This is a genomic window from Pantoea sp. M_10 (genome assembly GCF_008631515.1).
In the GTDB taxonomy this organism is placed as follows: Bacteria; Pseudomonadota; Gammaproteobacteria; order Enterobacterales; family Enterobacteriaceae; genus Pantoea; species Pantoea anthophila.
Map to the genome: position 1 here is coordinate 400,098 of NZ_VWUL01000001.1, position 22,044 is coordinate 422,141.

General features: G+C 55.9%; 24 protein-coding genes. 12 read left to right on the forward strand and 12 right to left on the reverse strand.

Annotation, left to right across the window (positions count from 1 at the left end; genetic code table 11):
• Positions 1 to 43: 43 nt before the first annotated feature.
• Positions 44 to 649, forward strand: coding sequence for a glutathione transferase GstA (gene gstA / locus F3I47_RS01915; RefSeq protein ID WP_009090361.1), 606 nt, complete (start codon positions 44 to 46; stop codon positions 647 to 649).
• A 32-nt stretch (positions 650 to 681) separates the two neighbouring features.
• Here gstA and pdxY read toward each other — a convergent pair whose 3' ends face one another.
• From pdxY to F3I47_RS01935, 4 genes are all read right to left on the reverse strand, one after another.
• A complete protein-coding gene (gene pdxY / locus F3I47_RS01920) occupies positions 682 to 1,542 on the reverse strand; it encodes a pyridoxal kinase PdxY (protein WP_150029972.1) in 861 nt (286 codons plus the stop codon).
• A 56-nt stretch (positions 1,543 to 1,598) separates the two neighbouring features.
• Complete coding sequence (tyrS, locus tag F3I47_RS01925; protein WP_150029973.1) at positions 1,599 to 2,873, reverse strand: tyrosine--tRNA ligase; 1,275 nt, start codon at positions 2,871 to 2,873, stop codon at positions 1,599 to 1,601.
• A gap of 140 nt (positions 2,874 to 3,013) precedes the next feature.
• Positions 3,014 to 3,670: a pyridoxamine 5'-phosphate oxidase gene (gene pdxH / locus F3I47_RS01930; protein WP_009090367.1), complete on the reverse strand. Its 657-nt coding sequence runs from the start codon at positions 3,668 to 3,670 to the stop codon at positions 3,014 to 3,016.
• 25 nt (positions 3,671 to 3,695) lie between these two features.
• A complete protein-coding gene (locus tag F3I47_RS01935; RefSeq protein ID WP_009090369.1) occupies positions 3,696 to 4,010 on the reverse strand; it encodes an MliC family protein in 315 nt (104 codons plus the stop codon).
• Between the two features lie 189 nt (positions 4,011 to 4,199).
• On the opposite strand from F3I47_RS01935, the gene F3I47_RS01940 reads away from it, so the two are divergent.
• The 5 genes from F3I47_RS01940 to ycgZ all read left to right on the forward strand — a co-directional run bounded on the left by F3I47_RS01940 (position 4,200) and on the right by ycgZ (position 6,383).
• Positions 4,200 to 4,403, forward strand: coding sequence for a hypothetical protein (locus F3I47_RS01940; RefSeq protein WP_009090370.1), 204 nt, complete (start codon positions 4,200 to 4,202; stop codon positions 4,401 to 4,403).
• A gap of 384 nt (positions 4,404 to 4,787) precedes the next feature.
• Positions 4,788 to 5,021, forward strand: a complete 234-nt coding sequence (locus F3I47_RS01945) for a YgdI/YgdR family lipoprotein (RefSeq protein ID WP_009090372.1) — start codon at positions 4,788 to 4,790, stop codon at positions 5,019 to 5,021.
• A 15-nt stretch (positions 5,022 to 5,036) separates the two neighbouring features.
• Entirely contained in the window at positions 5,037 to 5,267 is a 231-nt protein-coding gene (locus F3I47_RS01950; RefSeq protein WP_140028495.1) for a YgdI/YgdR family lipoprotein, read from the forward strand.
• Between the two features lie 378 nt (positions 5,268 to 5,645).
• Entirely contained in the window at positions 5,646 to 5,918 is a 273-nt protein-coding gene (locus F3I47_RS01955; protein WP_009090376.1) for a hypothetical protein, read from the forward strand.
• 225 nt (positions 5,919 to 6,143) lie between these two features.
• Complete coding sequence (gene ycgZ / locus F3I47_RS01960) at positions 6,144 to 6,383, forward strand: regulatory protein YcgZ (RefSeq protein ID WP_009090377.1); 240 nt, start codon at positions 6,144 to 6,146, stop codon at positions 6,381 to 6,383.
• 74 nt (positions 6,384 to 6,457) lie between these two features.
• Here ycgZ and F3I47_RS01965 read toward each other — a convergent pair whose 3' ends face one another.
• Both F3I47_RS01965 and F3I47_RS01970 read right to left on the reverse strand, forming a co-directional pair.
• Positions 6,458 to 7,072, reverse strand: a complete 615-nt coding sequence (locus F3I47_RS01965) for a TetR/AcrR family transcriptional regulator (protein WP_140925478.1) — start codon at positions 7,070 to 7,072, stop codon at positions 6,458 to 6,460.
• Positions 7,073 to 7,269: 197 nt separating this feature from the next.
• Positions 7,270 to 8,511 carry an MFS transporter gene (locus F3I47_RS01970; RefSeq protein ID WP_150030057.1) on the reverse strand — a complete coding sequence of 414 codons (1,242 nt, stop codon included), beginning with the start codon at positions 8,509 to 8,511 and terminating at the stop codon, positions 7,270 to 7,272.
• Between the two features lie 347 nt (positions 8,512 to 8,858).
• On the opposite strand from F3I47_RS01970, the gene F3I47_RS01975 reads away from it, so the two are divergent.
• Positions 8,859 to 9,740: a LysR family transcriptional regulator gene (locus tag F3I47_RS01975; RefSeq protein WP_058956546.1), complete on the forward strand. Its 882-nt coding sequence runs from the start codon at positions 8,859 to 8,861 to the stop codon at positions 9,738 to 9,740.
• Between the two features lie 120 nt (positions 9,741 to 9,860).
• Here the strand turns inward: F3I47_RS01975 and umuC are convergent, their stop codons facing one another.
• The 3 genes from umuC to F3I47_RS01990 form a co-directional block, all read right to left on the reverse strand.
• Positions 9,861 to 11,129 (reverse strand): translesion error-prone DNA polymerase V subunit UmuC, encoded by a 1,269-nt coding sequence (umuC, locus tag F3I47_RS01980; RefSeq protein WP_046101759.1) that lies wholly within the window; start codon positions 11,127 to 11,129, stop codon positions 9,861 to 9,863.
• 2 nt (positions 11,130 to 11,131) lie between these two features.
• A complete protein-coding gene (umuD, locus tag F3I47_RS01985) occupies positions 11,132 to 11,551 on the reverse strand; it encodes a translesion error-prone DNA polymerase V autoproteolytic subunit (protein ID WP_009090412.1) in 420 nt (139 codons plus the stop codon).
• A gap of 650 nt (positions 11,552 to 12,201) precedes the next feature.
• Complete coding sequence (locus tag F3I47_RS01990; RefSeq protein ID WP_009090413.1) at positions 12,202 to 12,426, reverse strand: hypothetical protein; 225 nt, start codon at positions 12,424 to 12,426, stop codon at positions 12,202 to 12,204.
• Positions 12,427 to 12,989: 563 nt separating this feature from the next.
• Between F3I47_RS01990 and F3I47_RS01995 the strand changes: the two genes are divergently transcribed.
• The 3 genes from F3I47_RS01995 (at position 12,990) to F3I47_RS02005 (ending at position 15,297) form a co-directional block, all read left to right on the forward strand.
• Complete coding sequence (locus tag F3I47_RS01995) at positions 12,990 to 13,235, forward strand: biofilm development regulator YmgB/AriR family protein (RefSeq protein ID WP_009090414.1); 246 nt, start codon at positions 12,990 to 12,992, stop codon at positions 13,233 to 13,235.
• Between the two features lie 278 nt (positions 13,236 to 13,513).
• Complete coding sequence (locus F3I47_RS02000; RefSeq protein WP_009090415.1) at positions 13,514 to 14,362, forward strand: manganese catalase family protein; 849 nt, start codon at positions 13,514 to 13,516, stop codon at positions 14,360 to 14,362.
• 71 nt (positions 14,363 to 14,433) lie between these two features.
• Positions 14,434 to 15,297: an SDR family oxidoreductase gene (locus tag F3I47_RS02005; protein WP_058956549.1), complete on the forward strand. Its 864-nt coding sequence runs from the start codon at positions 14,434 to 14,436 to the stop codon at positions 15,295 to 15,297.
• Here the strand turns inward: F3I47_RS02005 and F3I47_RS02010 are convergent.
• On the reverse strand, positions 15,294 to 16,298 hold the full coding sequence (locus F3I47_RS02010; protein WP_140925233.1) for a UV damage endonuclease UvsE: 1,005 nt from the start codon (positions 16,296 to 16,298) through the stop codon (positions 15,294 to 15,296). The genes F3I47_RS02005 and F3I47_RS02010 overlap by 4 nt on opposite strands.
• Positions 16,299 to 16,400: 102 nt before the next feature.
• On the opposite strand from F3I47_RS02010, the gene F3I47_RS02015 reads away from it, so the two are divergent.
• A complete protein-coding gene (locus F3I47_RS02015; protein WP_009090418.1) occupies positions 16,401 to 16,766 on the forward strand; it encodes an MmcQ/YjbR family DNA-binding protein in 366 nt (121 codons plus the stop codon).
• 79 nt (positions 16,767 to 16,845) lie between these two features.
• Here the strand turns inward: F3I47_RS02015 and zinT are convergent, their stop codons facing one another.
• Entirely contained in the window at positions 16,846 to 17,493 is a 648-nt protein-coding gene (gene zinT, locus F3I47_RS02020) for a metal-binding protein ZinT (protein ID WP_050544663.1), read from the reverse strand.
• A gap of 389 nt (positions 17,494 to 17,882) precedes the next feature.
• On the opposite strand from zinT, the gene katE reads away from it, so the two are divergent.
• Positions 17,883 to 20,147, forward strand: a complete 2,265-nt coding sequence (katE, locus tag F3I47_RS02025) for a catalase HPII (protein WP_150029974.1) — start codon at positions 17,883 to 17,885, stop codon at positions 20,145 to 20,147.
• Between the two features lie 85 nt (positions 20,148 to 20,232).
• Here katE and F3I47_RS02030 read toward each other — a convergent pair whose 3' ends face one another.
• Positions 20,233 to 21,891, reverse strand: a complete 1,659-nt coding sequence (locus F3I47_RS02030; RefSeq protein ID WP_150029975.1) for a methyl-accepting chemotaxis protein — start codon at positions 21,889 to 21,891, stop codon at positions 20,233 to 20,235.
• Between the last annotated feature and the right edge of the window lie 153 nt (positions 21,892 to 22,044).

Below are 22,044 nucleotides of genomic sequence, written 5' to 3' on the forward strand. Positions count from 1 at the left end.
CATTTACTATGCAGTAACCCCATTGCCACAAGGAGACCGGGTTATGAAACTGTTTTGCAAAGCGGGTGCCTGTTCGCTCTCACCTCACATTGTCATGCGCGAATGCGGGCTCGACTTCACCCAGGTCAGCGTTGATCTGGCTACAAAGCTCACCGAACGCGGCGACGACTTTCGCCAGATCAATCCCAAAGGTCAGGTGCCCGCCCTGCAGCTCAGCGATGGCACCGTGCTGACGGAAGGTGTCGCCATTGTGCAGTACCTGGCGGATCTGAAACCCGATCGCCACCTGCTGGCACCGGTTGGCAGCCTGACGCGCTACCAGACCGTTGCGTGGCTCAGCTACGTTGGCAGTGAGCTGCATAAAAGTTTCGGGCCGCTGTTCCGGCCGGGTTACTCTGACGAGGTAAAAGCGCAGACCCGCAGCCAGCTGGAAGCAAAATTTCGTTTTGTCGATGAATCACTGCGTGACAGACAGTGGCTGATGGGGCTGCACTTCAGCGTGGCCGATGCGTATCTCTTCGTGGTGACGCGCTGGGCAAACGCGCTGGGGCTGGATCTGTCTGAGTATACGGCGCTGAAGGCGTGGTTTGAGCGGGTTGCAGAGCGGCCTGCGGTGCAGGCGGCACTCAGGGCCGAAGGATTAGCCTGAGTGAACAGGGCCGGATAACCGGCCCTGATGCGTTACAGCTTTTCAGCCGCGAAGTGCTGGGTCGGATGGGCGATGGCATCCTGTGCCGCCACCAGCTGCAGCTCATACTCACCCATCTGATGGGTTTTCAGCATCACCTCATAAACGGCAGCGGTGACGTGCTCCAGCGCATCCTGCAGCGATTTACCGTGCAGCAGATTAACCAGCAGCAGTCCGCTGGTCAGATCCCCCACGCCGACCGGCTGACGGACGCCAAAGTCCACCAGCGGACGGCTGATGTGCCAGGCATCCTCTGCCGTCACCAGCAGCATTTCAAAGCGATCGCTGCGACGCCCCGCACGTGCCAGATGTTTCACCAGCACCACGCGCGGCCCCTGAGCGATCAGCACCCGTGCTGCGTCCACCGCCGCGTCCACATCAGTGACGGTGCGTTCGCTCAGCATCTCCAGCTCCAGCAGGTTCGGCGCGATGATGTCGCTGGCAGGCATCGCCATTTTGCAGTGAAACTCTGCCACGCCCGGGGCGACGATACAGCCTTTCTCCGGATGGCCCATCACCGGATCGCAGAAGTACCAGGCGTTCGGGTTGGCCGCTTTGACCTGACGGACAATCTCCAGAATCTGTTCGCCCTGCTCCGCCGAGCCCAGATAGCCGCTCAGCACCGCGTCACAGGTCTTCAGACGGTCGATGTCCGCAATGCCTTTCACGATGTCGGTTAAGTGCTTTGCTGGCATCACCGTGCCGGTCCAGTGGCCATATTGCGTATGGTTGGAAAACTGCACGGTATTCAGCGGCCAGACGTTTGCACCCAGGCGGCGCATCGGAAACTCAGCCGCCGCATTCCCGGCGTGACCAAAAACAACGTGCGACTGAATCGCTAAAATATTTTTCACTTGTTTGCCCTGTCCTGCCTTGCCATAAAAAAGGGCCGGAGACCGGCCCTGAAATCTTACTGCCAGTTAATCAGGCAGTAATGTTTCTTACCGCGACGCAGCAGCGTGAAGCGGTTAAACAGTTTGTCACTGTCGCTGAAGCGGTATTCCGCGTCAGACTGCTTTTCACCGTTCAGAGAGACGGCGTTGGAGCCAATCATGGTGCGAGCCTGACCGCGTGACGGCACCAGATCCGCTTTCACCAGCGCCTGCTGCAGATCGTCTTCAGCGCTCAGGGTGATGGTCGGCATGCCATCCTGCGCCAGCTGCTCGAAATCCGCTTCGGTCATATCGCTCACGGCGCCGGAGAAGAGGCTGGCCGTGATGCGTTTCGCCGCCGACAGACCCGCTTCGCCATGCACCAGACGCGTGACCTGCTCAGCCAGCACATACTGCGCACGTGGCGCGGTGCCGCTGTTTTTGTCCTCTTCTTCTAGCGCGTTGATCTCTTCAATGCTCATGAAGGTGAAGAACTTCAGGAAGCGATAGACATCTGCGTCCGCAGTGTTGATCCAGAACTGATAGAACTTGTACGGACTGGTCTTCTTCGCATCCAGCCAGACTGCGCCGCCTTCGGTTTTACCGAACTTGGTGCCGTCAGATTTGGTGATCAGCGGCACGGTCAGGCCAAACACCTGGTTCTGATGCAGACGACGGGTCAGGTCGATACCGGAGGTGATGTTACCCCACTGATCCGATCCGCCAATCTGCAGCGAGACGCCGTGGCGCTCATTCAGGCAGGCAAAGTCATAGCCCTGCAGCAGATTGTAAGAGAACTCGGTAAAGGAGATGCCCTGATCGTCACGGTTCAGACGCTGCTTCACCGCTTCTTTGTTGATCATCTGATTGACGGAGAAGTGCTTGCCGATATCACGCAGGAAGGTCAGCACGTTCATGCTGCCAAACCAGTCGTAGTTATTGGCGGCGATTGCGCTGTTGCTGCCGCAATCGAAGTCGAGGAAGGGAGCCACCTGCTGGCGGATCTTTTCAACCCATTCACCGACGGTTTCGCTGGTATTAAGTTTACGCTCTGCGGCTTTGAAGCTCGGGTCGCCAATCAGGCCGGTTGCGCCACCGACCAGTGCCACCGGCTTGTGGCCGGCATCCTGAAAACGCTTCAGGCAGAGCAGCGGTACCAGATGGCCCAAATGCAAGCTGTCGGCTGTGGGGTCAAAGCCGCAATAGAGCGAAATTGGCCCCTGCGCCAGTTTCTCTGTCAGCGCCTCTTCATCCGTCACCTGGGCGATAAGGCCCCTCTCCTGCAATTGTTGTATCAGGTTACTGCTGGTCATTACTGACTCCAAATTGATCAGACTGCACCTAGGCTGGTACACAGCTTTCCGCCGGGATGCGGAATCGAAAAAAATCAGGGCTATAGCATAAAGCGCTGACGCTCTCTGTGCCAGCGCTGATAGGGGGGAATCGTGCAGATTCAGGGTGCCAGACGGTCGATTTTCCAGCCATCGTGATCGCGCTGGTAGATGAAACGATCGTGCAGGCGATGTTCGCCCCCCTGCCAGAACTCCAGCGTATGAAATTTCACCCGATAGCCGCCCCAGAAACTGGGCAGCGGCACGTCGCCCTGCTGGAACTTCTGCTTCAGCTCAAGGAACTTCCCTTCCAGAATGCCGCGCGCCGAAATACGGCTCGACTGCTTCGACACCCAGGCCCCGATCTGACTGTCACGCGGACGGCTGTGGAAATATTTCAGCACCTCCAGCGGCGAGAGTTTTTCCACTTCGCCCAGCACCATCACCTGACGCTCCAGGTAGTGCCACGGGAAGTGCAGGCAGATGCGCGGATTGTTTGCCAGCTGTAACGCCTTGCGGCTGCCGAGGTTGGTATAGAACACCATGCCCTGCGCATCGAAGTGCTTCAGCAGCACGATACGCTGCCACGGCTGGCCCTGTTCATCCACGGTTGCGACCGTCATGGCCGTCGGATCGGGCAGTTTTGCCTCGCAGGCCTGGCTCAGCCACTGTTCAAACAGGACGACGGGATCGTCCGGCAGATCCTTCCGGCGTAATCCGCCGCGGGTATACTCACGCCGCAGATGGGCAATGGTGTGTAGCGTTTCGCTGTCGCTCATAATGCTCGCCTTTTCAGATAAAGAGTCAGCTGGCAGGTTGCAGCTCACAATCGTTCACGACAATTTTATCGTTCCGTTCAATAAATGCGCCGTTGCCTTTAGACCAGAAAACATAGGTGCCATCGCTGTAACGGGCACCGGACGCCGATACGGTCTGCTTCAGCGTCAGCGGCTGGCCGTCCATAATGAAACTGACCTGCTGCTGACCCTCATCCAGCGTCACGGTCAGCGGCAGCGTCCCACAGCGATAGTGCAGCGTCTGCGGCGCTGGCGGCTGTTTATGCAACAGGCTGCAACCCGACAGCAGCAGCACAGCGGCAACGATTAATCCTTTCGACATAAGCGGGTCCCCTTCACAAGTGAAGCTGGCATTATAAGAAGGATTTGGCGTGAAGTAAGTGGGAATCCGCGCCAATCGGATGAATGGTGTCGGGCAGAGAGAATTATTGTCGCTTTTCAGGCGGTTGTCTGAATGCAGAGGTCGCGTTATCAGGCTACGCTCTATGCATCTTAAGCGAGGGAAACCAACATGAAATTTGATAACGAAGATGCATTCAAGCTGGCTGTGGCGTTCATGAATCACAAAGAGAATGCCACCATTGCCAGCAGCTACTTTAAGACCTTTATCGACACCTACCAGAAGTTTGACCGCTGGCTGAGCGCCTCCGATCCGGTCAGCGCCATGAAGGCGGAAAAAGCGGCCGCCAAAGCGGGCGAAGACTCTGTCCTCTGATAGCCTCTCTCTGGCCCGGGATCGCACCGGCTTCGGGCCACTCATCCTCCTCTGCAGGAGAGTTCTCCCCAGCGCCCGCGTTCCGCGCTGCGATCTATTCTCCTGCTGACGGTTCGGACGTTAACAAAATAGCGGCCCTTATCTCCGATCTTATTTTCGCCTTTGGCTTTGTGCTTATTGTGACGGGATGCCAGCGCCGCAAAACGTCCGTGCCGACAATATAAAGTTGCAATAAATGCTATTTCCCGGACTCAGCGTCGGAAATAATCACAGCGGCCACTGTTTTTGCTTAAAAAAAACGCAACGGAGCGGGTCAGGGCCAGCAAAATTTATAAAGGCGTCTATGCTGTAAACGTCTGGATATGAATTCATGGAGAACAAAAAATGAAAATGAAATCCCTGTCAGCTATCGCATTGCTGGCTCTCTCTTTAGGCACACTGGCAGGCTGCTCTTCAAATCAATCGATTAAGACCACTGATGGCCGCACCATCGTGACCGATGGTAAACCGCAGATTGATTCAGATACCGGTCTGGTTTCTTATCGCGATGCTCAGACAGGAAAAACTGAGCAAATCAATCGCAATGAGATCAGTAATATGAGTGAACTCGATAACTAATATAAGGTGAATAAGATGAAAAAAGCGCTGATTTTACCGCTCGCCGCATTGATTAGTATGACTGTATTAACTGGCTGCACCCGCACCAGCTATGCGATTCAGACTAACGATGGACGCACCATTATTAGTGATGGCAAACCGTCAGAATCTGATGCAGGCCTGCTGGCTTACACCGATGCAAACGGCGTGAAGCAACAGATTAATAAAGCCGACGTTAAAGCGGTTTCCGAAGTACCGAATAAATAACGCTCTCTGTGGAATAAAGCCGCCTTTGGGCGGCTTTATTCTGACTGTCAGTCGTCCGCCTCTTTTTATAAACCCCTTCTCCTTTCTCTGTTGCTGAAACAGGCGCGCTTTAATGTGACCCTGTGCCTGGCCAGAGTCGCTGGCTTATCTGAATTTCAGGCATCTCCCTCTCTGTTTAATCGTCAAAATCGCTCAGTTATTTTATGAACAGAGGTGTCTGAAATTTTTTATGCTGGAATATTAACAGGTTAGCGCTTCGCTTTGAGGTGCCGTTTATTTTGGGAAAAGACCGATCGTTTTGACCTGCTATTTCTGCTCTTTTAGTCAGAGACGCCTTTAACTAAACTGGCGTATGGCTCATTAATCAGGAGATGACATATGGTGTATTATGACAAAAACGTCGGTCATATGATTCTTGGTGAAGCGGCAATTAATCTGGCTTTTACAGAGCAGGAAATCACGCTCGTTTCACTGATTCGCCAGCTGGGTGAAATGGCCGAGCATGAGCGCAGTGATGAACGCGTCGCCCAGATTGCCGATGCGCGAAACTGGCTCAAAAGTTTCACCGAAGCCGCATCGCGCGACCGCGCCGAACTTAACTGGCTGGTTGAGACCGGACAGGCACCGGTTTTCCTGAAAGATTACCGCTAGTTATGCTGCAGGCCAGGCTGTCGGGTGCTGTCAGTCTGCGCCCGCCTGCTGGTTTTGCACCCTGCGCCGACTCCGCTCATCCTGTTTTTTACCCTGCCACTGTCAGCGCAGCCGTGCTGAATAAAAAGCAGGCGATTTCTGCCAAAATAGCTGTACAACACAGACAATATTGTATAACTTTGTACCTATTCGTTAGATGCTGAACTATCCGCCAGGAAACGACCCATGTACCCGAACCAGAGACTGCCACAAACGGCAGACGACATTGCCCGTTATTTTAATGCGGCAAGCCTGCCTTCACAGCAAGAGACGCTGGGACAGGTGGTGGTGGAAATTCTGAATGCCGGTCAGAACGTGAATCGCAAATCGATCTGCACCAAACTGCTGCGCCGCCTTGAAACCGCCTCTTCACAGGAAGAAGAGCGCCACTATCACGCGCTCATCAGCCTGCTGTTCGGCCGTTAATCGTCGGGGGCGTTTCAGCCCCCCGCGTGCCGGAGATGCTCCGGAGGGTGTCGCGTCACACAGCGGGCTCGCTGTTACCCCAGCACCTTCAATGCCAGTGCCAGCGTCTGCTGCTCATTGACCATATCGCCCACCTTGCCTGTCACCCGCATACCAAACGCAATGCAGAGAATCAGACCCGCTGCCGCTTCACTATCCAGCGTGTTATCGATAGAGCCATCCCGTTGCCCCAGCTCCAGCAGTGAAACCAGGAAGCGCTGATTGCGCTGCACAACTTCATTGATGCGCTGCGCCAGCGCCTCATCCATTGTCTGCAACGCAATGGCACTGGCGACAACCAGACAGCCGCGCCGTCCCTCCGTCGCCCGCGCCGAATCCAGATAGAACTGTAACAGCTCGGTGATCTTCTCCCGCCCGCTCACGCAGGGGGCCAGACGACGGCGCAGATCGGCATTGCGCAGCAGCAGATAGCGCTCGAAGACCAGCAGAAACAGTGAGCGTTTATCTTTGAACGCCTTATAGATACTGCCTGCAGAGAGGTTCATCGCCTCACTCAGATCGCCGATGGAGGCTGCATGGTACCCCTTTTGCCGGAAAACGATCATCGCGTGATCCAGAGCCTGCTCGATATCGAACTCTCTGGGCCGTCCCCGCTCTCTGCTTTTTTGCGCTGTCGCTGTCGTGATCATTATTACCGGCCTGAAGAGGTGCATTTCGGTCAAATCAACCGGGGATTCTAGCGCAGGCGCAGGCAACAAGTACAGATGGTCAGCACGACAGCGCGTTATACGCCTCCGATAAAAAGCGGCAAGGCTGCAGGAAATGAGGCACAACAGCTGGTAATGGCCGTCACGGCAGCCATCAGACTACGCCTGATGGCTGAAGATTAGTCGCGTTTTTCCATTTTTATCCAGAACACCGTGATGCTCAGCAGTAAACAGATAAACGCACCGACGCTGAACAGCAGATCAACGGCCAGATTCAGGCTGGCGTGATCCACCACCGCACCTAACAGCACAGGCACCCAGTTAGCGATATAGGCAATGACGTAAAACAGTGAAATCAGTTTTGCGTGACTGGACGCTGGGGAGATCATATTGACCAGTGTCGCGCTTCCCACAAAAATCGCACCATAAGAATATCCGGCCACGAGCAGTCCGGCACATGCCCCTGTTAAAGAGTGAGTGCTGATAGCCCAGGAAAAAAACATGATAGAAATGACCTGAGTAAGACAGCCTGCCGCGAGAGAGGTGCGAGCGCTAATCCGGCGGCTTAAAATCTGGCTGATACCAGCGATAACCAAATAGACTGCTATTACATAGCCATACACACCCTGACGATGAATTTCGAGGAGATGCTCAGCGACCGCCGGTCCAATCGATAAAATGCTGGCGGCAAATGCCCAGCTCATAAACAACGCACCTGCACACAGAAAAAACCGTATACCCGTCGCTTTCAGTCCGGTTTTTAGTGCTGCATCCGCTGAGATGGCGGACGAGGATGACACAACCCTGGGCTGGTCATGGTGATGCGCTGGCCAGCTCAGGCGCAATCCAATAAGGGCGATCGCGGCCGTCATCATAATCAGTACAAACGGCAGCGTCTGGCTGTAGAAATCTGTCTGAATCGCCACGCCGCTGAAAACGGGCCCCAGCGCCAGACCGGTTGTGAAAGAGAGCGTTGCGATCAGAGCTGCAGCTTTACCACCATCTTTCGGGCCAAAACGCAAAAGAGCAATATTGGCTGCGCCGGTTAATGCTCCGGTTCCGAGGCCCGCCAGCAGACGTGCCATAAACAGACAGGCAAACGAGTCGGCCAGGGAAAACAGCAAGGCACCCGCAAAGACGGCCAGCAGCGCAGGCATCATCAGACTGCGCAGGTCAGCCACTTTACCGGCAAGATTTCCCACACTGAATAACGCAATTAAAACCCCTCCCGCATACGCACCATAGATTATCGTCAGGCTGACAGCGGTTAAACCTAACTGCTGCTGATAGAGGGGATAAAGCGGCGTTGGTGCACTGCTGTTTAATAAGGCAGCGACCAGCGCCAGTGCAATAAAGCATAAGGCTCGCATCTTTACAGTGGCGTGATGAGAACTATCCGCCATGAGGTTAACTTCTGACATGTTTATTATCCTGAGCGCATACTTCATAAGCATGACCGGGTCATATTGACGTTCGGGCGTAATGAGAGGCGGGCATCATAGGGCCTGGCAGAGAACCGGTACATCCCCATAACTGCATCACAGGGCTTCAATAATGCTGCTTGTCACATCGGTCCAGGCATGCTCAGGCTTTAAGACTACGCAGCATGGGATAAACCTGTAGCCTGATGCCGTCGGGATACGAATGATGTCACAAACGTCACGCCGTACCGGCAGATTATTCTGCCGATAAACGATTGATATTGAATCCGTGAACATTGACACTTGCCGCGGTAAGAACGTGTTCATGTTAAGGAAGAAGGTAAGAAATGAACTGGGATGATGTCCGTTTTTTCCTCGCGCTGGCGAGACAAAAAACGTTGCGGGGTGCTTCAAAATCATTGAACGTCGACCAGGCGACAGTAGGACGACGTATTGCCGCATTTGAAAGCGCACTCGGTTCGCGGTTGTTTATACGCACGCCCCGGGCCTTTACGCTGAGTGAGTTTGGCGATCAGGTGATGACAGAAGCCACGGCTATGGAAAGTGCCATGCAGGCGATGAGTCGTAAAGCCGCCTGCGGCGATAACACCCTTGCAGGTAACGTGCGCATCGCCAGCACAGACACGCTTGCCACTGTATTTGTCATGCCTGCCATTCAACGTCTGCGCGAACAATATCCGGATATCACCGTAACCCTGCTGACCGGAATCGGTTTCTCCGATATCTCATACCGCGGCGCGGATATCGCCATTCGTGGTGCCCGCCCCGATTCAGAAGAGTTAATCGTTAAACGCCTGGCGACCATTGAGATGGGACTCTATGCCAGCCAGCGTTATCTGGATCGGTTCGGAGCACCGAATCAGGAACACGGATTAAGCGGTCATCAGCTGGTCATGTTTCCGGCAGACAGGGTGCCACGTCATCGGCAAAACCTGTGTGGCTTTACAGTTAACAGTCAGCAGGTCGTGCTGGAGTGCAACACGCAGTTGCTGATGCAGTCCGCTATTAAACGCGGGATGGGTATCGGTCTGCTTTCAACATTTTTAGCTAACAGCGATCCGGAATTAATCCCGGTTGTGCCTGAAAAACGCGATCCGGTTGATATCTGGCTGGTGCTCCATCCCGATTTGCAAAAAGTCGCACGCATCAGGGCTGTGATTACGGCGCTGGAGCACTGTTTTGCCGAAGAAATCAGGGCCAGAGACTAAGGGCATCAGATAAATATCAGGTACATACTACCAGGCACCTGAAATAAATCGGGTCGCGGGGTTATCCGACATTTTTGCCTGGCATTACGACGCGGACCGCATAACTAAACAGGAGAGTCTCTATTTAAGCGCCGCCACAGGCAGATCCGTTACCCGTGTGGTATAGGCAGGCGACAACATATCGCGCTTCATCGCCCAGGCTTTGTTTACGCCCTGACCTGCAAACCACAGCTTCCCGCTACCGCGCGTGTTAATCCTGTCGATGAGTTGCATCAGCTCTTCACTATTTCGGCGTGGCTGATGTTCATCGAAGAGATCAAGCTGAGCCACTCCCTGACTGAAAAAATCCGTCAGCACAATCCCTGCCTTCATATAGCGATGGCCCTCAATCCAGATATTATCCAGACACGCCATCGCGACACGAATAATGTCGCGGGTGTCGTGAGTCGGGATCAGAAGCTGGGCGGTCGATTGGTTGCCATAAAAAGGCTCATCAGCGGCATGCGGGCTGGTGCGTACGAAGACCCCGACCTGACGACAATATTGCTTCTCGCGACGCAGCTTTTCTGCCGCACGCTCAGCATAGGCACAGACAGCTTCCCGCATCTGATGATAATCGGAGATGCGGTAGCCGAATGAGCGTGAACACATAATCTGCTGCTTATCAGGCTCGTCCGGTTCCAGATCCAGACAGGATTCGCCGCGTAGCTCTCTGACGGTACGTTCCATTACCACACTGAATTGCCTGCGGATCAAATCGGTACTTTGATCCGCCAGATCTTTTGCCGTCATCACGCCCATCGCGTTGAGCCGTTTACTGATACGGTGCCCGACACCCCAGACGTCGGCGACATTAATCAGCGCCAGCAGCTTTCTCTGTCGTTCGGGGTTTGACAGATCAACAATCCCGCCGGTTTTTGTCCACTTTTTAGCCGCAAAATTTGCCAGTTTGGCCAGCGTCTTCGTCGGTGCAATGCCGACACCCACGGTCAGATGGGTCTCTTTACGTATCCGTTCCCGGACCTGTTGACCAAACGTCTCCAGCGCCACAGCGTTCTGCACGCCGGTGAGATCCATAAAGGCTTCATCAATCGAGTAGATCTCCACCGATGGGGCCATCTCTTCCAGTATGGTCATCACCCGATGGCTCATGTCAGCATAGAGCGCGTAATTTGAGCTGAAGACCTGTACCGCGTGACGCGTCAGCTCTTCACGCATTTTAAAATAGGGAGCGCCCATTTTAATGCCGAGTTTCTTTGCCTCAGCACTGCGTGCAATCACACAACCGTCGTTATTCGACAGCACGACAACCGGCTTGCCTTTCAGATCGGGCCGGAAAACTGTTTCACATGACGCGTAAAAGCAGTTCACATCCACCAGCGCAAACATGCTTAGTGCGTCGATTTAATCACAAAGGTGACGACGCCAAACACTTCCAGCACATCTTCAGTCTGGATGGCGATGGGCTTAAATTTGGTGTTCATCGGCATCAGTTGCAGGCAGGGATGAAGCTGCAGGCGTTTCACGGTAAATTCCCCGTCGACGGCGGCTACCACGATGTCCCCGTGCCCGGCGGTAAGGGAGCTGTCGACCACCAGCATGTCACCATCATTGATGCCCGCCTCTATCATCGATTCGCCGCTGACCCGGACAAAATAGGTGGCGCTGGGGTGCTGTACCATCAGCGTATTCAGATCGATACGCTGTTCAACATAGTCCTGCGCCGGGGAGGGAAATCCGCACGGGACACGTTCGATATAGAGCGGCAAGGCCATTGCGGCGCGTATGTCCGCAGGTTTGATAAATTCCATCATTGTTCTCCTCTTCCGGATTACTGTATATAAATACAGTAATATCGAATCCCCCTTTTAATCAAGCGAAACGAGGTGTTTTTAAGTAAAGCGCCTGACAACCACACACTTTTTTTAATCTTTCTTTCTGGCTGCCGCGATATTAAGCGAAATCAGATGATTTTCTCCGCAGCGATAAAATAACGCTGAGAGCGACTTACATTCATTCTTCTTATAAATTCACCCGCTGACTTTTTAACTTAAGCACAATCGGATCACGCCCGGCGGCCATTTAAACAGGCAACGCAGCCTGATTATTCCACTTTTTAAACGGCAACGCGCGACAGCCTTAATGCGGTGACGCTGGCTGAAGGACATTTATCGCAGGCAGAAAAAGAGAATGTTCAGCCGCGTGCGCTGAATCATTCCGGGAATGAAAAGAGGTCAGATAAGAGAGTGATCGTGCGCAAAAAACAAGAAGAGCGGAGCGGTCGGGAGAAAGGAAATAAGCAGCGCACAGGCTCTGCCACGCTATCCAGTCTGAGCCGGGGGCGATGAGATAACCCCCTTTCCGGCAGTGCCCGACAGTGACCGTTCGCAGGCTGTGCGGGTCGCTGCCACCGCCCTGTTCTCTTCCGTCTCAGCGGCAGCGGTGGCCTCGCCGTCAGCGTTTAAACCGCGCTGTCGCTCTCCAGCGCATCCTGAATCGCGTCGGCCAGATTGCCAATTTCATTGGCCACTGCCTGCAGGTCCCAGGAGGCTTTAGAGCCGGTAGCCGAGGTCGAGGCGCTGACGGACTCTTTTGCCACTGACAGGGCAGCCGCCACGGCGACCGAACGTTTGTGTTGCTCCTGAGTGATGCCCGCAGGCGGTATCGCGAAATAGTCGTGAACCATGATCGTTTCCTTGTGATGAATTAGGGGTCAACCTTAGTCTTCTGCCTCCGGCGTGTGAAGTGAATTATGCGTCCTGACCGGCCGGACGGTCAGGATTCCAGCAGCCGCGGTGCACGCTGATCCTGTGCACCGCAGAAACCTGTACAGGCTGTACAGGTTTCTGGAGAAAAACGGCGTAAAAAAGGCAGTTGTAACGTTTTTACCGGGTGGCCGCAAAATAAACGGGTGCCTTGCCCTTCCCGTTACGCTGACCGGGACAACAAATTAACTCTTTGTATTTAATCATATAAAATAAATAACCCTGCCATTTTGCCGGAAAACTCAACCCGTCAACACCTCCGACCAGTACACTTTTATCAGATTTCATTGTACAAGTTTCTCATTCTTGTATAACTTTACTGCGTGACGATAAATCACTTGTAACGAAGGGTGCTTTGCACCGCATCTGAAGGTGTTGTGGATTTCCACCTTCAGATGCAATTTTTTTTTGCGTCTGCCGGTCACCGGATCTGAATCGACGCATCAACCCCCAATTTCTTATGAGGCCTGACATGCAACCTACGATGAATACAGAGTCTCAGATTTCTGATTACTTCATGAACTCTGGCAAGACACTGACGACTGAAAAACAGGTTATCGCGGCTGTCCATGCTGAACTCGCCCGTGCCAAAGCCCACGTTTCCGATAAAGATGTCGTGCTGGGCCTGATTAATCGCCTGGAGAGTGAGCGTGACGTGGTTAAACAGGACGTTTACCGTCAGGCTCTCGAACATGTTCTGCAGCGTGCGCCGGCAGCCAGCGCCAGCTAAAAAACCTGTGTCTGTTACGATGGAACGCGAATTAGCATGGATGCGTTTCCTGTCCGGAATCTGCCCCTGATAAGGGGCTTTTTTTTGTCCTGCAAACCCCCTTTCCGTCCCCTCTTTTCCTCCCTCTCTTACAGCCAGATATCGTGCCAGATTTAACTATTTTTGCCGCTTATTTCACCACCGATTGCGGTTAATTGCTCTCGGTTCGCTTTATTTATCCGATATCTGTGTCCAGGCTTTTTCTGCATCTCCTGCAAACACAGACGAGGAAAATAATCATGTTTCATCATTCATCAAAACTTCAATTTCCGGTTCGTGTAGAGAAACCCGATCCAGAGTTTGCCATGCTGTTACAGCAGGCGATCGGCGGCGTCGAAGGTGAAATTCGTGTAGCGATGCAATACTTTTTCCAGGCAATGGGCGCACGCGGTGATGTGCGGATTCGCGATCTGCTGATCTCAACCGCCACCGAAGAGCTGAGCCATATCGAAATGCTGGGCTACGCCGTGGCGCTTAATCTGGAAGGTGCCCCCCTCTCTTACCAGGAAGCCTCCGCGAAAGATCCGGTGGTCAATGCGATTCTGGGTGGCATGAACCCGCGCCATATTCTCTCTTCCGGCCTGGCCGCAATGCCGGTGAACGCCAACGGGATGCCGTTCGACATGAGCCACATTTACGCCTCCGGTAACGTCGCGGCGGATATGCTGGCCAACGTCACCGCAGAGGCCACCGGTCGCGTGCTGGCTACCCGTCTCTACAACATGACCGAAGATAAAGGCATGAAGGATTTCCTCTCGTTCCTGATCGCCAGGGACACCATGCACCAGCAGCAGTGGCTGGCGGTGATTGAGGAGATGGGCGGACTGAACGCCTCGCTGCCGATCCCGAACAGCTTCCCGCAGGAAAATGAGGCGCAGGAACACTCCTACTACTGCCTGAACACCTCACTGGATAAACCGCTGCCGGAAGGCCGCTGGAGCAGCGGTCCGGCTTACGATGGTCAGGGTCAGTTCAGCGCGAAACAGCAGCCCGATATTCTGGGTGACGAACCGCTTCTCGGTAACGCCCGCCCGGGTTCCGGTGCCCAGGCAGAGCAGATTGACGGTATCACGCCGCCGAAACCTTAATCACTCATGCTGCACGCCTGTCGGGGAGTGACGCCCTGACAGGTTTCGCCCCTTTTACTGGAGGAACATCCATGTCATCCACTCAGCGTCCACAGCCGCCTTTCGCCGAACAGCAGCAGACGTGGCCAGGCAGCACTGCCGCGATGCAGCCGCAGCCCGATCATGGCGAAGAGAGCTATCAGGGATCAGGCCGCCTGACGGGTAAAAAAGCCATTATTACCGGTGGCGACTCCGGCATTGGCCGGGCTGTGGCCATTGCGTTTGCCCGTGAAGGTGCCGATGTGCTGATCTCCTACCTCGATGAACATGAAGATGCGCAGGATACGGCCCGGCTGGTGGAGGCCGCCGGTCGCAAAGCCGTGCTGATGCCCGGCGATATTACCGAGGCGTCTCACTGTAATGCGCTGGTCGATCGGGCCGTAGAGGCGTTCGGGGAGGTTAACATCCTGGTCAACAACGCCGCCTTTCAGATGACGCGTATGTCGCTGGATGAGATCAGCGATGAAGAGTTTGACCGCACCATGAAAACCAACCTCTACGCGATGTTTTACCTGACCAAAGCCGCCACCCGGCATATGCCGGCGGGCGGGTCGATCATCAACACCGCCTCAATCAATGCCGATCAGCCAAAACCGAAGCTGCTCGCCTATTCGGCCACTAAAGCCGCCATCGTCAACTTCTCCGGCGGACTGGCCGCTCTGCTGGCTGAAAAAGGTATCCGCGCCAATGCGGTCGCGCCCGGCCCTATCTGGACGCCGCTGATCCCCTCAACCATGCCGGTTGAACAGGTGAAAAACTTTGGCAGCGAAGTGCCGCTGCAGCGGGCCGGTCAGCCTGCTGAGCTGGCACCCACCTATGTGATGCTGGCCAGTGACGAAGGCAGCTACATTTCAGGGGCAACCATCGCCGTCACCGGCGGCGTGGCGATTATTTAACAGGACGATTCCCTGGCACACTCTGCCAGGGGATCGGCTATCCGCTGCTGCGCTATCGCCCAGGCGTAGAGCGGTTCCCGCGCCAGATTCTTCATTTTCACTTCGCACATAATGTCGAAATCCTGAAACGACAGCGCCCATCCATTCAGCGTCGGGTTAAAGAAGTAATCAGAGTGCGCCCGCAGTTTGCTTTTGCTCACCCCCAGCGCAGCCTGATCGGGCCAGCCCTGCGGCGGAATGATCCCCTCCTGCGAAATCGAGTAGTGCAGCACCGGACGCACGCCGCGCCAGGAGTCGATGACGCGGGCAACACGCGGATCGTCTGGCTGAATAAACTCACTCTCTTTTACCCAGTGATGGTGAATATCCAGCACCACCGGACAGAGCGGTGCCGCCTGCAGCACGTCATCCAGTGAACAGGAGATCTCATCATTCTCCACCGTCAGCATCCGTTGCGCTTCCGGGCTGAGCTGCTTAAAGGCGCGTTTAAATCCGTCGAACCCCGCCTTGCCATTCATATGGATGTTGATTTTGAAATCCTGAAACTGTTTGCCGTAGCCCATCAGCGTGGCGCAGAGCGTGTGATACTCCACATCCTCCAGCGCGCGCGTCACCACATCGGGATTGTCGGAGGCCAGCACGGTGTACTGGCCCGGATGGAAGGAGAGCCGGATATCGTTTGCCCGCGCCAGTTCACCACAGCGGGCAAACAGCGGATGGAGCTCGGGCAGAAACGCCGCAAACAGCGGTGTGGCTTCGGGCACGGTGTAAAGCGGCAGCAGATCGCTGCCGATACGCATCATCCGGAGAGGCGCGGGTAAGGTAGCCAGTTGCTCCAGCGTCTGATAAAGATGATTCAGATTGGTCACGCTGATCTCATGGAGCAGCTGATAACGTTCATCATGCGATAAACTCAGAAACCGTTTACGGGTGGTGGCGCGAAACGGGAAAAATTGTTTGCCATCACTGTTGAGATACTTACATGCAAAGCCTAATTTCATGACTGCTCCTGATTGATGCTTATCAGAAGTGTAACAGGCCTCTGGCGACCAGCCAGTCGCGGGGGCGCAGAGGCAGGCTATAGAGTGACAGGGAGAAACGCTATGCAGGGCCATGAAATCCAGCGCATCGCCATCGACGCAGCGGAGCGGCTGCCCGCCGCCGAATGCAGCTATCCGTTCGGGCCGAAACATCAGGTATATAAAGTGTGTGGAAAAGTGTTTTTGCTGCTGACCGAACTGCGCGGGGTGCTCATCATCACGCTGAAATGTGAGCCGCAGCAGGCGGAGCTGCACCGGGTCATCTACCCCTCCATTACCCCCGGCTATCACATGAATAAGCGCCACTGGATTACGGTCTCGCCCGGTGACGGCCTCTCGCCCGGCCTGATTCAGCAACTGGTGGAGGAGGCTTATCGCCGCGTCGTGAAGGGTATCCCCGCTTCGCGCCGCCCGGTCTGGGTGGGCTGACAGCGCGGCCACGGGTCAGGAGAAGGACGGCGGACAGGAGTCCGACCCGCCGTCACCCGTGAGCCATCTTACCCCGCGCTTAATGGTGCAGCATCTCCTCCACCACCTCAGCATTCATCATCTGGTAGGGATAATAGGTCGGCCAGTTCTCCATCTCCGCCAGCAGCGCCTGCTGAGAGTCGTTGCCCGTGAAGATATGGAAATGGGCAGACTTACGCGGTCCGATGGTGTGGTCGCTGAACTGCACATATTTTGGCGCGCGGCTGTTCGCGTCTTCACAGGTAAAGAGGTAGCGCACCCCTTTTTTGCCGGAGCTGTAGGTCAGGATTTTATAGCCGTCATAGCGGTAGTGACAGGCGCTGACCTGGTTGCCCACGTGGAACTCCATCACGCCATTTTCAATACCGATGGTATCGACGCGGGTGGCATACCCTTTGCGATAATATTCTTTATATTCTGCGGCCGTTTTATGGGGGTCCTGCTGCGCTTTTTTCTGCCAGACCGGGTCCAGCTCGCCACTCTGCAGCAGCGGATAGACCGACTGCCACAGCCCATCCCAGTCAGAAAGCGAACGATCTTTCACGTCGCTGTCAGCAAAGACTCCTTCTGCGGCTTTCTGCTCCTGCGCTGACAGCGGTTTGCCATGTGCGTGACTGCCGTGTGCCTGCACCTGCTGCGTGATTAACAGCGCCGCCACGATCCCTATCCATTTACCTGCATGATTCACCACAACCTGACCCTCAGTAAAAGTTACAAAATGAAATGTTATGATATAACATTTCCATGTTCAACCCGTTTGCCGCTTTATCAACATTAAATCTGTTTATGGTTATCTCCCCGGTTCAGCGCCTCAGCGGGGAGAGATGGCAGGTCAGGCTGGCGGAGGGAAAACAGAGCGGATGGCCTGGCGGGCGGGCACTGACGCGCCGATAAGCCAGACGGCACAGGGGGTGAATAAACGAAGCGACGAGGCGTACCCGGAGATTAGCGTGCGTTTTCAGCCGGACGAAAAAGAGGCAGCCATCCGGATTAAATGCCCCGTTTACCCTCAGCATTGTTCAGGTTGTTCTATATTTAGTGTCGTCGAAAATAAAACAACAGCCGGAGCATGGATTAATGTCGAAAGAAACTGAGAAGAAACCCCTGAGCCACCGTGCGCCCACTACCGGACCAGAGTCGTCAGAGCCGGGTCTGGGTTCGCTGGCACCGAAAGATGGTTCGCATCAGCCACCCGCCGAACCCACTCCGCCAGGCAAGCAGCCTACCGCCCCAGGCAGCCTGAAAGCGCCACAGACCCACAACGCTAAACTCGACCAGCTTGAAGCCAGCCGTAAAAACGGCACGAACCAGCCGCTGACCACCAATCAGGGCACCCGCATCGCCAACGACCAGAACTCCCTGCGAGCCGGTACACGCGGTCCGACCCTGCTGGAAGACTTCATCATGCGTGAGAAGATCACGCACTTTGACCATGAACGTATTCCTGAGCGTATCGTGCATGCACGCGGCTCAGCGGCACACGGCTACTTTCAGCCTTACCGCTCACTGAAAGAACTGACCAAAGCTCAGTTCCTCAGCGATCCGAATCAGACCACCCCGGTTTTCGTGCGTTTCTCCACCGTACAGGGTGGTGCTGGCTCTGCCGATACCGTGCGTGATATCCGCGGTTTCGCCGCCAAGTTCTATACCGAAGAGGGCGTGTTTGACCTGGTCGGTAACAACACCCCGGTGTTCTTTATTCAGGATGCGCATAAATTCCCTGACTTTGTGCACGCCGTTAAGCCGGAGCCGCACAATGAAATCCCGCAGGGCCAGAGCGCCCATGACACCTTCTGGGATTATGTCTCCCTGCAGCCGGAAACCATGCACAACGTCATCTGGGCGATGTCCGATCGCGGCATTCCGCGCAGCTATCGCACCATGGAAGGCTTCGGGATTCACACCTTCCGCCTGATTAACGCCGAAGGCAAAGCGACCTTTGTCCGCTTCCACTGGAAGCCGGTGGCCGGTAAAGCCTCACTGCTGTGGGATGAGTCCCAGAAACTGACCGGCCGCGATCCGGACTTCCACCGCCGCGATCTGTGGGAAGCCATTGAGGCGGGCGATTTCCCGGAATATGAACTGGGCCTGCAGCTGATCCCGGAAGAGGATGAGTTCAAGTTTGACTTCGACATTCTCGATGCCACCAAACTGATCCCGGAAGCGCTGGTGCCGGTTGAAATTGTCGGCAAAATGGTGCTGAACCGTAATCCGGACAACTTCTTTGCCGAAACCGAGCAGGTGGCATTCCATCCGGGTCATATCGTGCCGGGGCTCGATTTCTCCAACGATCCGCTGCTGCAGGGTCGCCTGTTCTCCTATACCGACACGCAGATCAGTCGTCTGGGCGGCCCGAACTTCCACGAGATCCCGATTAACCGTCCGACCTGCCCTTACCATAACTTCCAGCGTCAGGGGATGCATCGTCAGGACATCGACACCAACCCGGCTAACTACGAGCCGAACTCGATCAACGACAACTGGCCGCGTGAAACCCCACCGGCGGCGAAAGGCGGCGGCTTCGAGAGCTATCAGGAGCGGATCGAAGGCCACAAGGTGCGCGAGCGCAGCCCCTCCTTCGGCGAATACTATGCCCAGCCGCGCCTGTTCTGGCAGAGCCAGACCGAGGTTGAGCAGCAGCACATCATCGGTGCCTATTCGTTTGAGCTGAGCAAAGTAGGACGTGCCTATATTCGTGAGCGCGTGGTGGATCATCTGGCGCGCATCGATACCAAACTGGCGCAGGGTGTGGCCGACAATCTGGGCATCGCCCTGACCGACGAGCAGCGCAATATCCAGCCGCCGGCACCGGTCAACGGCCTGACCAAAGATGACAGCCTGAGCCTCTATGCCGTGCCGGATGGCGAGATCAAAGGCCGTCAGGTTGCACTGCTGCTGAGCGACGGCGTGAAAGCGGACGGTGTGCTGGCGATCCTGCAGGCGCTGAAAGCGGAAGGCGTGCACGCCAAACTTCTGGCGCCGCACATGGGCCAGGTGCGTGCCGACGATGGTTCCGTACTGCCGATCGACGCCACCTTCGCCGGTCTGCCTTCGCTGACCTTTGATGCGGTGATCGTACCGGATGGCAACATCGATGCGCTGCTGTTAAGTGGTGATGCCCGCTACTTCCTGCTGGAAGCCTACAAGCACCTCAAGGTCATTGGCCTGGTGGGCGACGCGCGCCGCTTCAAAGCGCAGTTCGGTCTGGGTGATGGCGATCAGGAAGAAGGCATCGTGCAGGGTGACTCGGCGGAAAGCGCCCTGACCTCTGAATTTACGCAGGCGATGAAAGCGCACCGCGTCTGGTCCCGCAGCCAGAAGGCGCAGTCTGTTCCGGCCTGATGCGTTAAGTGAATAAAAAAACCGCCCCCCGGGCGGTTTTTTTTATGGCGGAGAAAGCGGAACCCTGACGTAAAAGGCGTTCCCGTCAGAAGCTCTGCCAGTTGTCGTTGTCTGCCACGGCGACAGGCTGACGCTGTGGCGCGGCGATCGCCTTCGCGACCGGTGCGGCTGAAAACGCGGCGTGCAGCGTGCCGGTTTTGAAAACCGCGACCGTTTTACGCAGGTAACTTGCCTGCTCCTCCAGCGAGGCGGCGGCACTGGCAGACTCCTCCACCAGCGCGGCGTTCTGCTGCGTAACGCCATCCATCTCTGAAACGGCGATGCAGACCTGCTCAATGCCACGGGTCTGTTCGGTCGAGGAGGCGGCGATCTCTTCGATCAGCTGCGTGACCCGGCTTACCGATGTCACGATGCTCTCCATCGCGCTGCCCGCCTGCGCGGCGTAACCGGCACCGGTTCTGATCCGCTCAGCAGAGCGGTCAATCAGGCCGCGGATCTCCTGCGCGGCCGTGGCGCTGCGGCCAGCCAGCGATCGCACTTCACCCGCCACCACCGCAAATCCCCGGCCCTGCTCCCCGGCGCGCGCCGCCTCAACGGCCGCATTCAGCGCCAGAATGTTGGTCTGAAACGCGATGCTGTCGATAATAGCGATAATCCCGGCGATCTGACCGGAGCTTTCGCTGATCTGATCCATGTTGGCGATGACCCGGGCCACCGTCTCGCCGCCCTGCACCGCTGTGGTTGACGCCTCTTTAGACACCGTGGTCGCCTGGCGGGCGTTGTCGGCGTTGAGTTTCACCGTCGAGGTGAGCTGCTCCATGCTGGCCGCGGTCTGCTCCAGCGCGGCGGCCTGCTGCTCGGTGCGGGAGGAGAGATCGCTGCTGCCCGCGGAGATCTCCGCCGCACCGGTGAAGATTGAGCGGGTAGCGTCATCAACCGAGGTGATGGTCACCACCAGCGCATCGCGCATCTGCTGCAGCTCCTGAACCAGCAGCCCCATCTCATTGCGCCCTTCCTGCTGAATCGCGGAGGTTAAATCACCGCCCGAGATGGCACGCATGTAACCGGTCAGCCTGCCGAGCGGGCCAACCAGCAGTTTTTGCAGCCCGATCCAGACCGCTGCGGCCACCACAACGGTAATCAGGCCGATGGTCAGCAGCGTCCAGAGCGCATCCGTCAGGCTGCGCTGATTATGCTCGGAGGTCGCTTTCATCAGCTGGATGTTCAGCGCACGCCAGGCCTGATAGGCGCTGTCGAGCTGATCCTGGGCGGCCTGCGCCTCCAGGTTGCCGTAAGCCGGATAGTTGCCCTGCTTCAGAAAGGTGATGGAGGCGAGCATGGTTTCACGCATCTGCTGATAGGCCGCCTTCACCTGCGTCGCCTGCGCATCGCTCTGTTTCTCCTGCTGCGTCAGCCCCTGCCAGGCGGTGAAGTCGGCGTCGGCCGCCGCCGCAGACTGCCCCGCCTGCTCCAGCAGCGTCGCCATCGCCGCCAGCGATTTCGGGTCCTGCTGATTCTTCAGGAAACGGATCGCCACGCGGTTGATGGTGACGCGGGTTTTGATCAGGGTTTTTACGGCATCGCTCAGGTGCTGCTGCTGCAGCGTCAGCTGCTCAGCGGCCACGAAGTTTTTATCGGCTTTTGCCATGCCGTTGTAGAACAGGAAACCGGTCAGGGTGAGTAAAATGATGAAGACGGCCAGCACCGCCAGAATACCGTGCGTTATTTTAAGATTTTTTATCATGTGAGCAGGCTCATATCAGAGGAGATAGTAGCGTTATCGGCCAGCGCCGCGTTTATCTGAGTGCCTGATGGAAAAGCTTTTTCACGGCGTGATGCCAGGCACATTCAGCCGGACAAAAAAAGCGCTGCGAAGGCCTCTGAGCGCATTCGCCGC

What these genes read in the sequence shown, in the direction of transcription:
- F3I47_RS01935 (WP_009090369.1), bottom strand. Translation starts at nt 4,010, where the DNA reads ATGTCGAAAGGATTAATCGTTGCCGCTGTGCTGCTGCTGTCGGGTTGC.
- umuC (WP_046101759.1), bottom strand. Translation starts at nt 11,129, where the DNA reads ATGTTTGCGCTGGTGGATGTGAACTGCTTTTACGCGTCATGTGAAACA.
- F3I47_RS01965 (WP_140925478.1), bottom strand. Translation starts at nt 7,072, where the DNA reads ATGATCACGACAGCGACAGCGCAAAAAAGCAGAGAGCGGGGACGGCCC.
- F3I47_RS02030 (WP_150029975.1), bottom strand. Translation starts at nt 21,891, where the DNA reads ATGATAAAAAATCTTAAAATAACGCACGGTATTCTGGCGGTGCTGGCC.
- F3I47_RS02005 (WP_058956549.1), top strand. Translation starts at nt 14,434, where the DNA reads ATGTCATCCACTCAGCGTCCACAGCCGCCTTTCGCCGAACAGCAGCAG.
- F3I47_RS02015 (WP_009090418.1), top strand. Translation starts at nt 16,401, where the DNA reads ATGCAGGGCCATGAAATCCAGCGCATCGCCATCGACGCAGCGGAGCGG.
- umuD (WP_009090412.1), bottom strand. Translation starts at nt 11,551, where the DNA reads ATGGAATTTATCAAACCTGCGGACATACGCGCCGCAATGGCCTTGCCG.
- ycgZ (WP_009090377.1), top strand. Translation starts at nt 6,144, where the DNA reads ATGTACCCGAACCAGAGACTGCCACAAACGGCAGACGACATTGCCCGT.
- F3I47_RS01990 (WP_009090413.1), bottom strand. Translation starts at nt 12,426, where the DNA reads ATGGTTCACGACTATTTCGCGATACCGCCTGCGGGCATCACTCAGGAG.
- F3I47_RS01950 (WP_140028495.1), top strand. Translation starts at nt 5,037, where the DNA reads ATGAAAAAAGCGCTGATTTTACCGCTCGCCGCATTGATTAGTATGACT.
- katE (WP_150029974.1), top strand. Translation starts at nt 17,883, where the DNA reads ATGTCGAAAGAAACTGAGAAGAAACCCCTGAGCCACCGTGCGCCCACT.
- gstA (WP_009090361.1), top strand. Translation starts at nt 44, where the DNA reads ATGAAACTGTTTTGCAAAGCGGGTGCCTGTTCGCTCTCACCTCACATT.
- pdxH (WP_009090367.1), bottom strand. Translation starts at nt 3,670, where the DNA reads ATGAGCGACAGCGAAACGCTACACACCATTGCCCATCTGCGGCGTGAG.
- F3I47_RS01970 (WP_150030057.1), bottom strand. Translation starts at nt 8,511, where the DNA reads ATGTCAGAAGTTAACCTCATGGCGGATAGTTCTCATCACGCCACTGTA.
- F3I47_RS01975 (WP_058956546.1), top strand. Translation starts at nt 8,859, where the DNA reads ATGAACTGGGATGATGTCCGTTTTTTCCTCGCGCTGGCGAGACAAAAA.
- F3I47_RS01940 (WP_009090370.1), top strand. Translation starts at nt 4,200, where the DNA reads ATGAAATTTGATAACGAAGATGCATTCAAGCTGGCTGTGGCGTTCATG.
- F3I47_RS01995 (WP_009090414.1), top strand. Translation starts at nt 12,990, where the DNA reads ATGAATACAGAGTCTCAGATTTCTGATTACTTCATGAACTCTGGCAAG.
- F3I47_RS02010 (WP_140925233.1), bottom strand. Translation starts at nt 16,298, where the DNA reads ATGAAATTAGGCTTTGCATGTAAGTATCTCAACAGTGATGGCAAACAA.
- F3I47_RS02000 (WP_009090415.1), top strand. Translation starts at nt 13,514, where the DNA reads ATGTTTCATCATTCATCAAAACTTCAATTTCCGGTTCGTGTAGAGAAA.
- tyrS (WP_150029973.1), bottom strand. Translation starts at nt 2,873, where the DNA reads ATGACCAGCAGTAACCTGATACAACAATTGCAGGAGAGGGGCCTTATC.
- F3I47_RS01955 (WP_009090376.1), top strand. Translation starts at nt 5,646, where the DNA reads ATGGTGTATTATGACAAAAACGTCGGTCATATGATTCTTGGTGAAGCG.
- F3I47_RS01945 (WP_009090372.1), top strand. Translation starts at nt 4,788, where the DNA reads ATGAAAATGAAATCCCTGTCAGCTATCGCATTGCTGGCTCTCTCTTTA.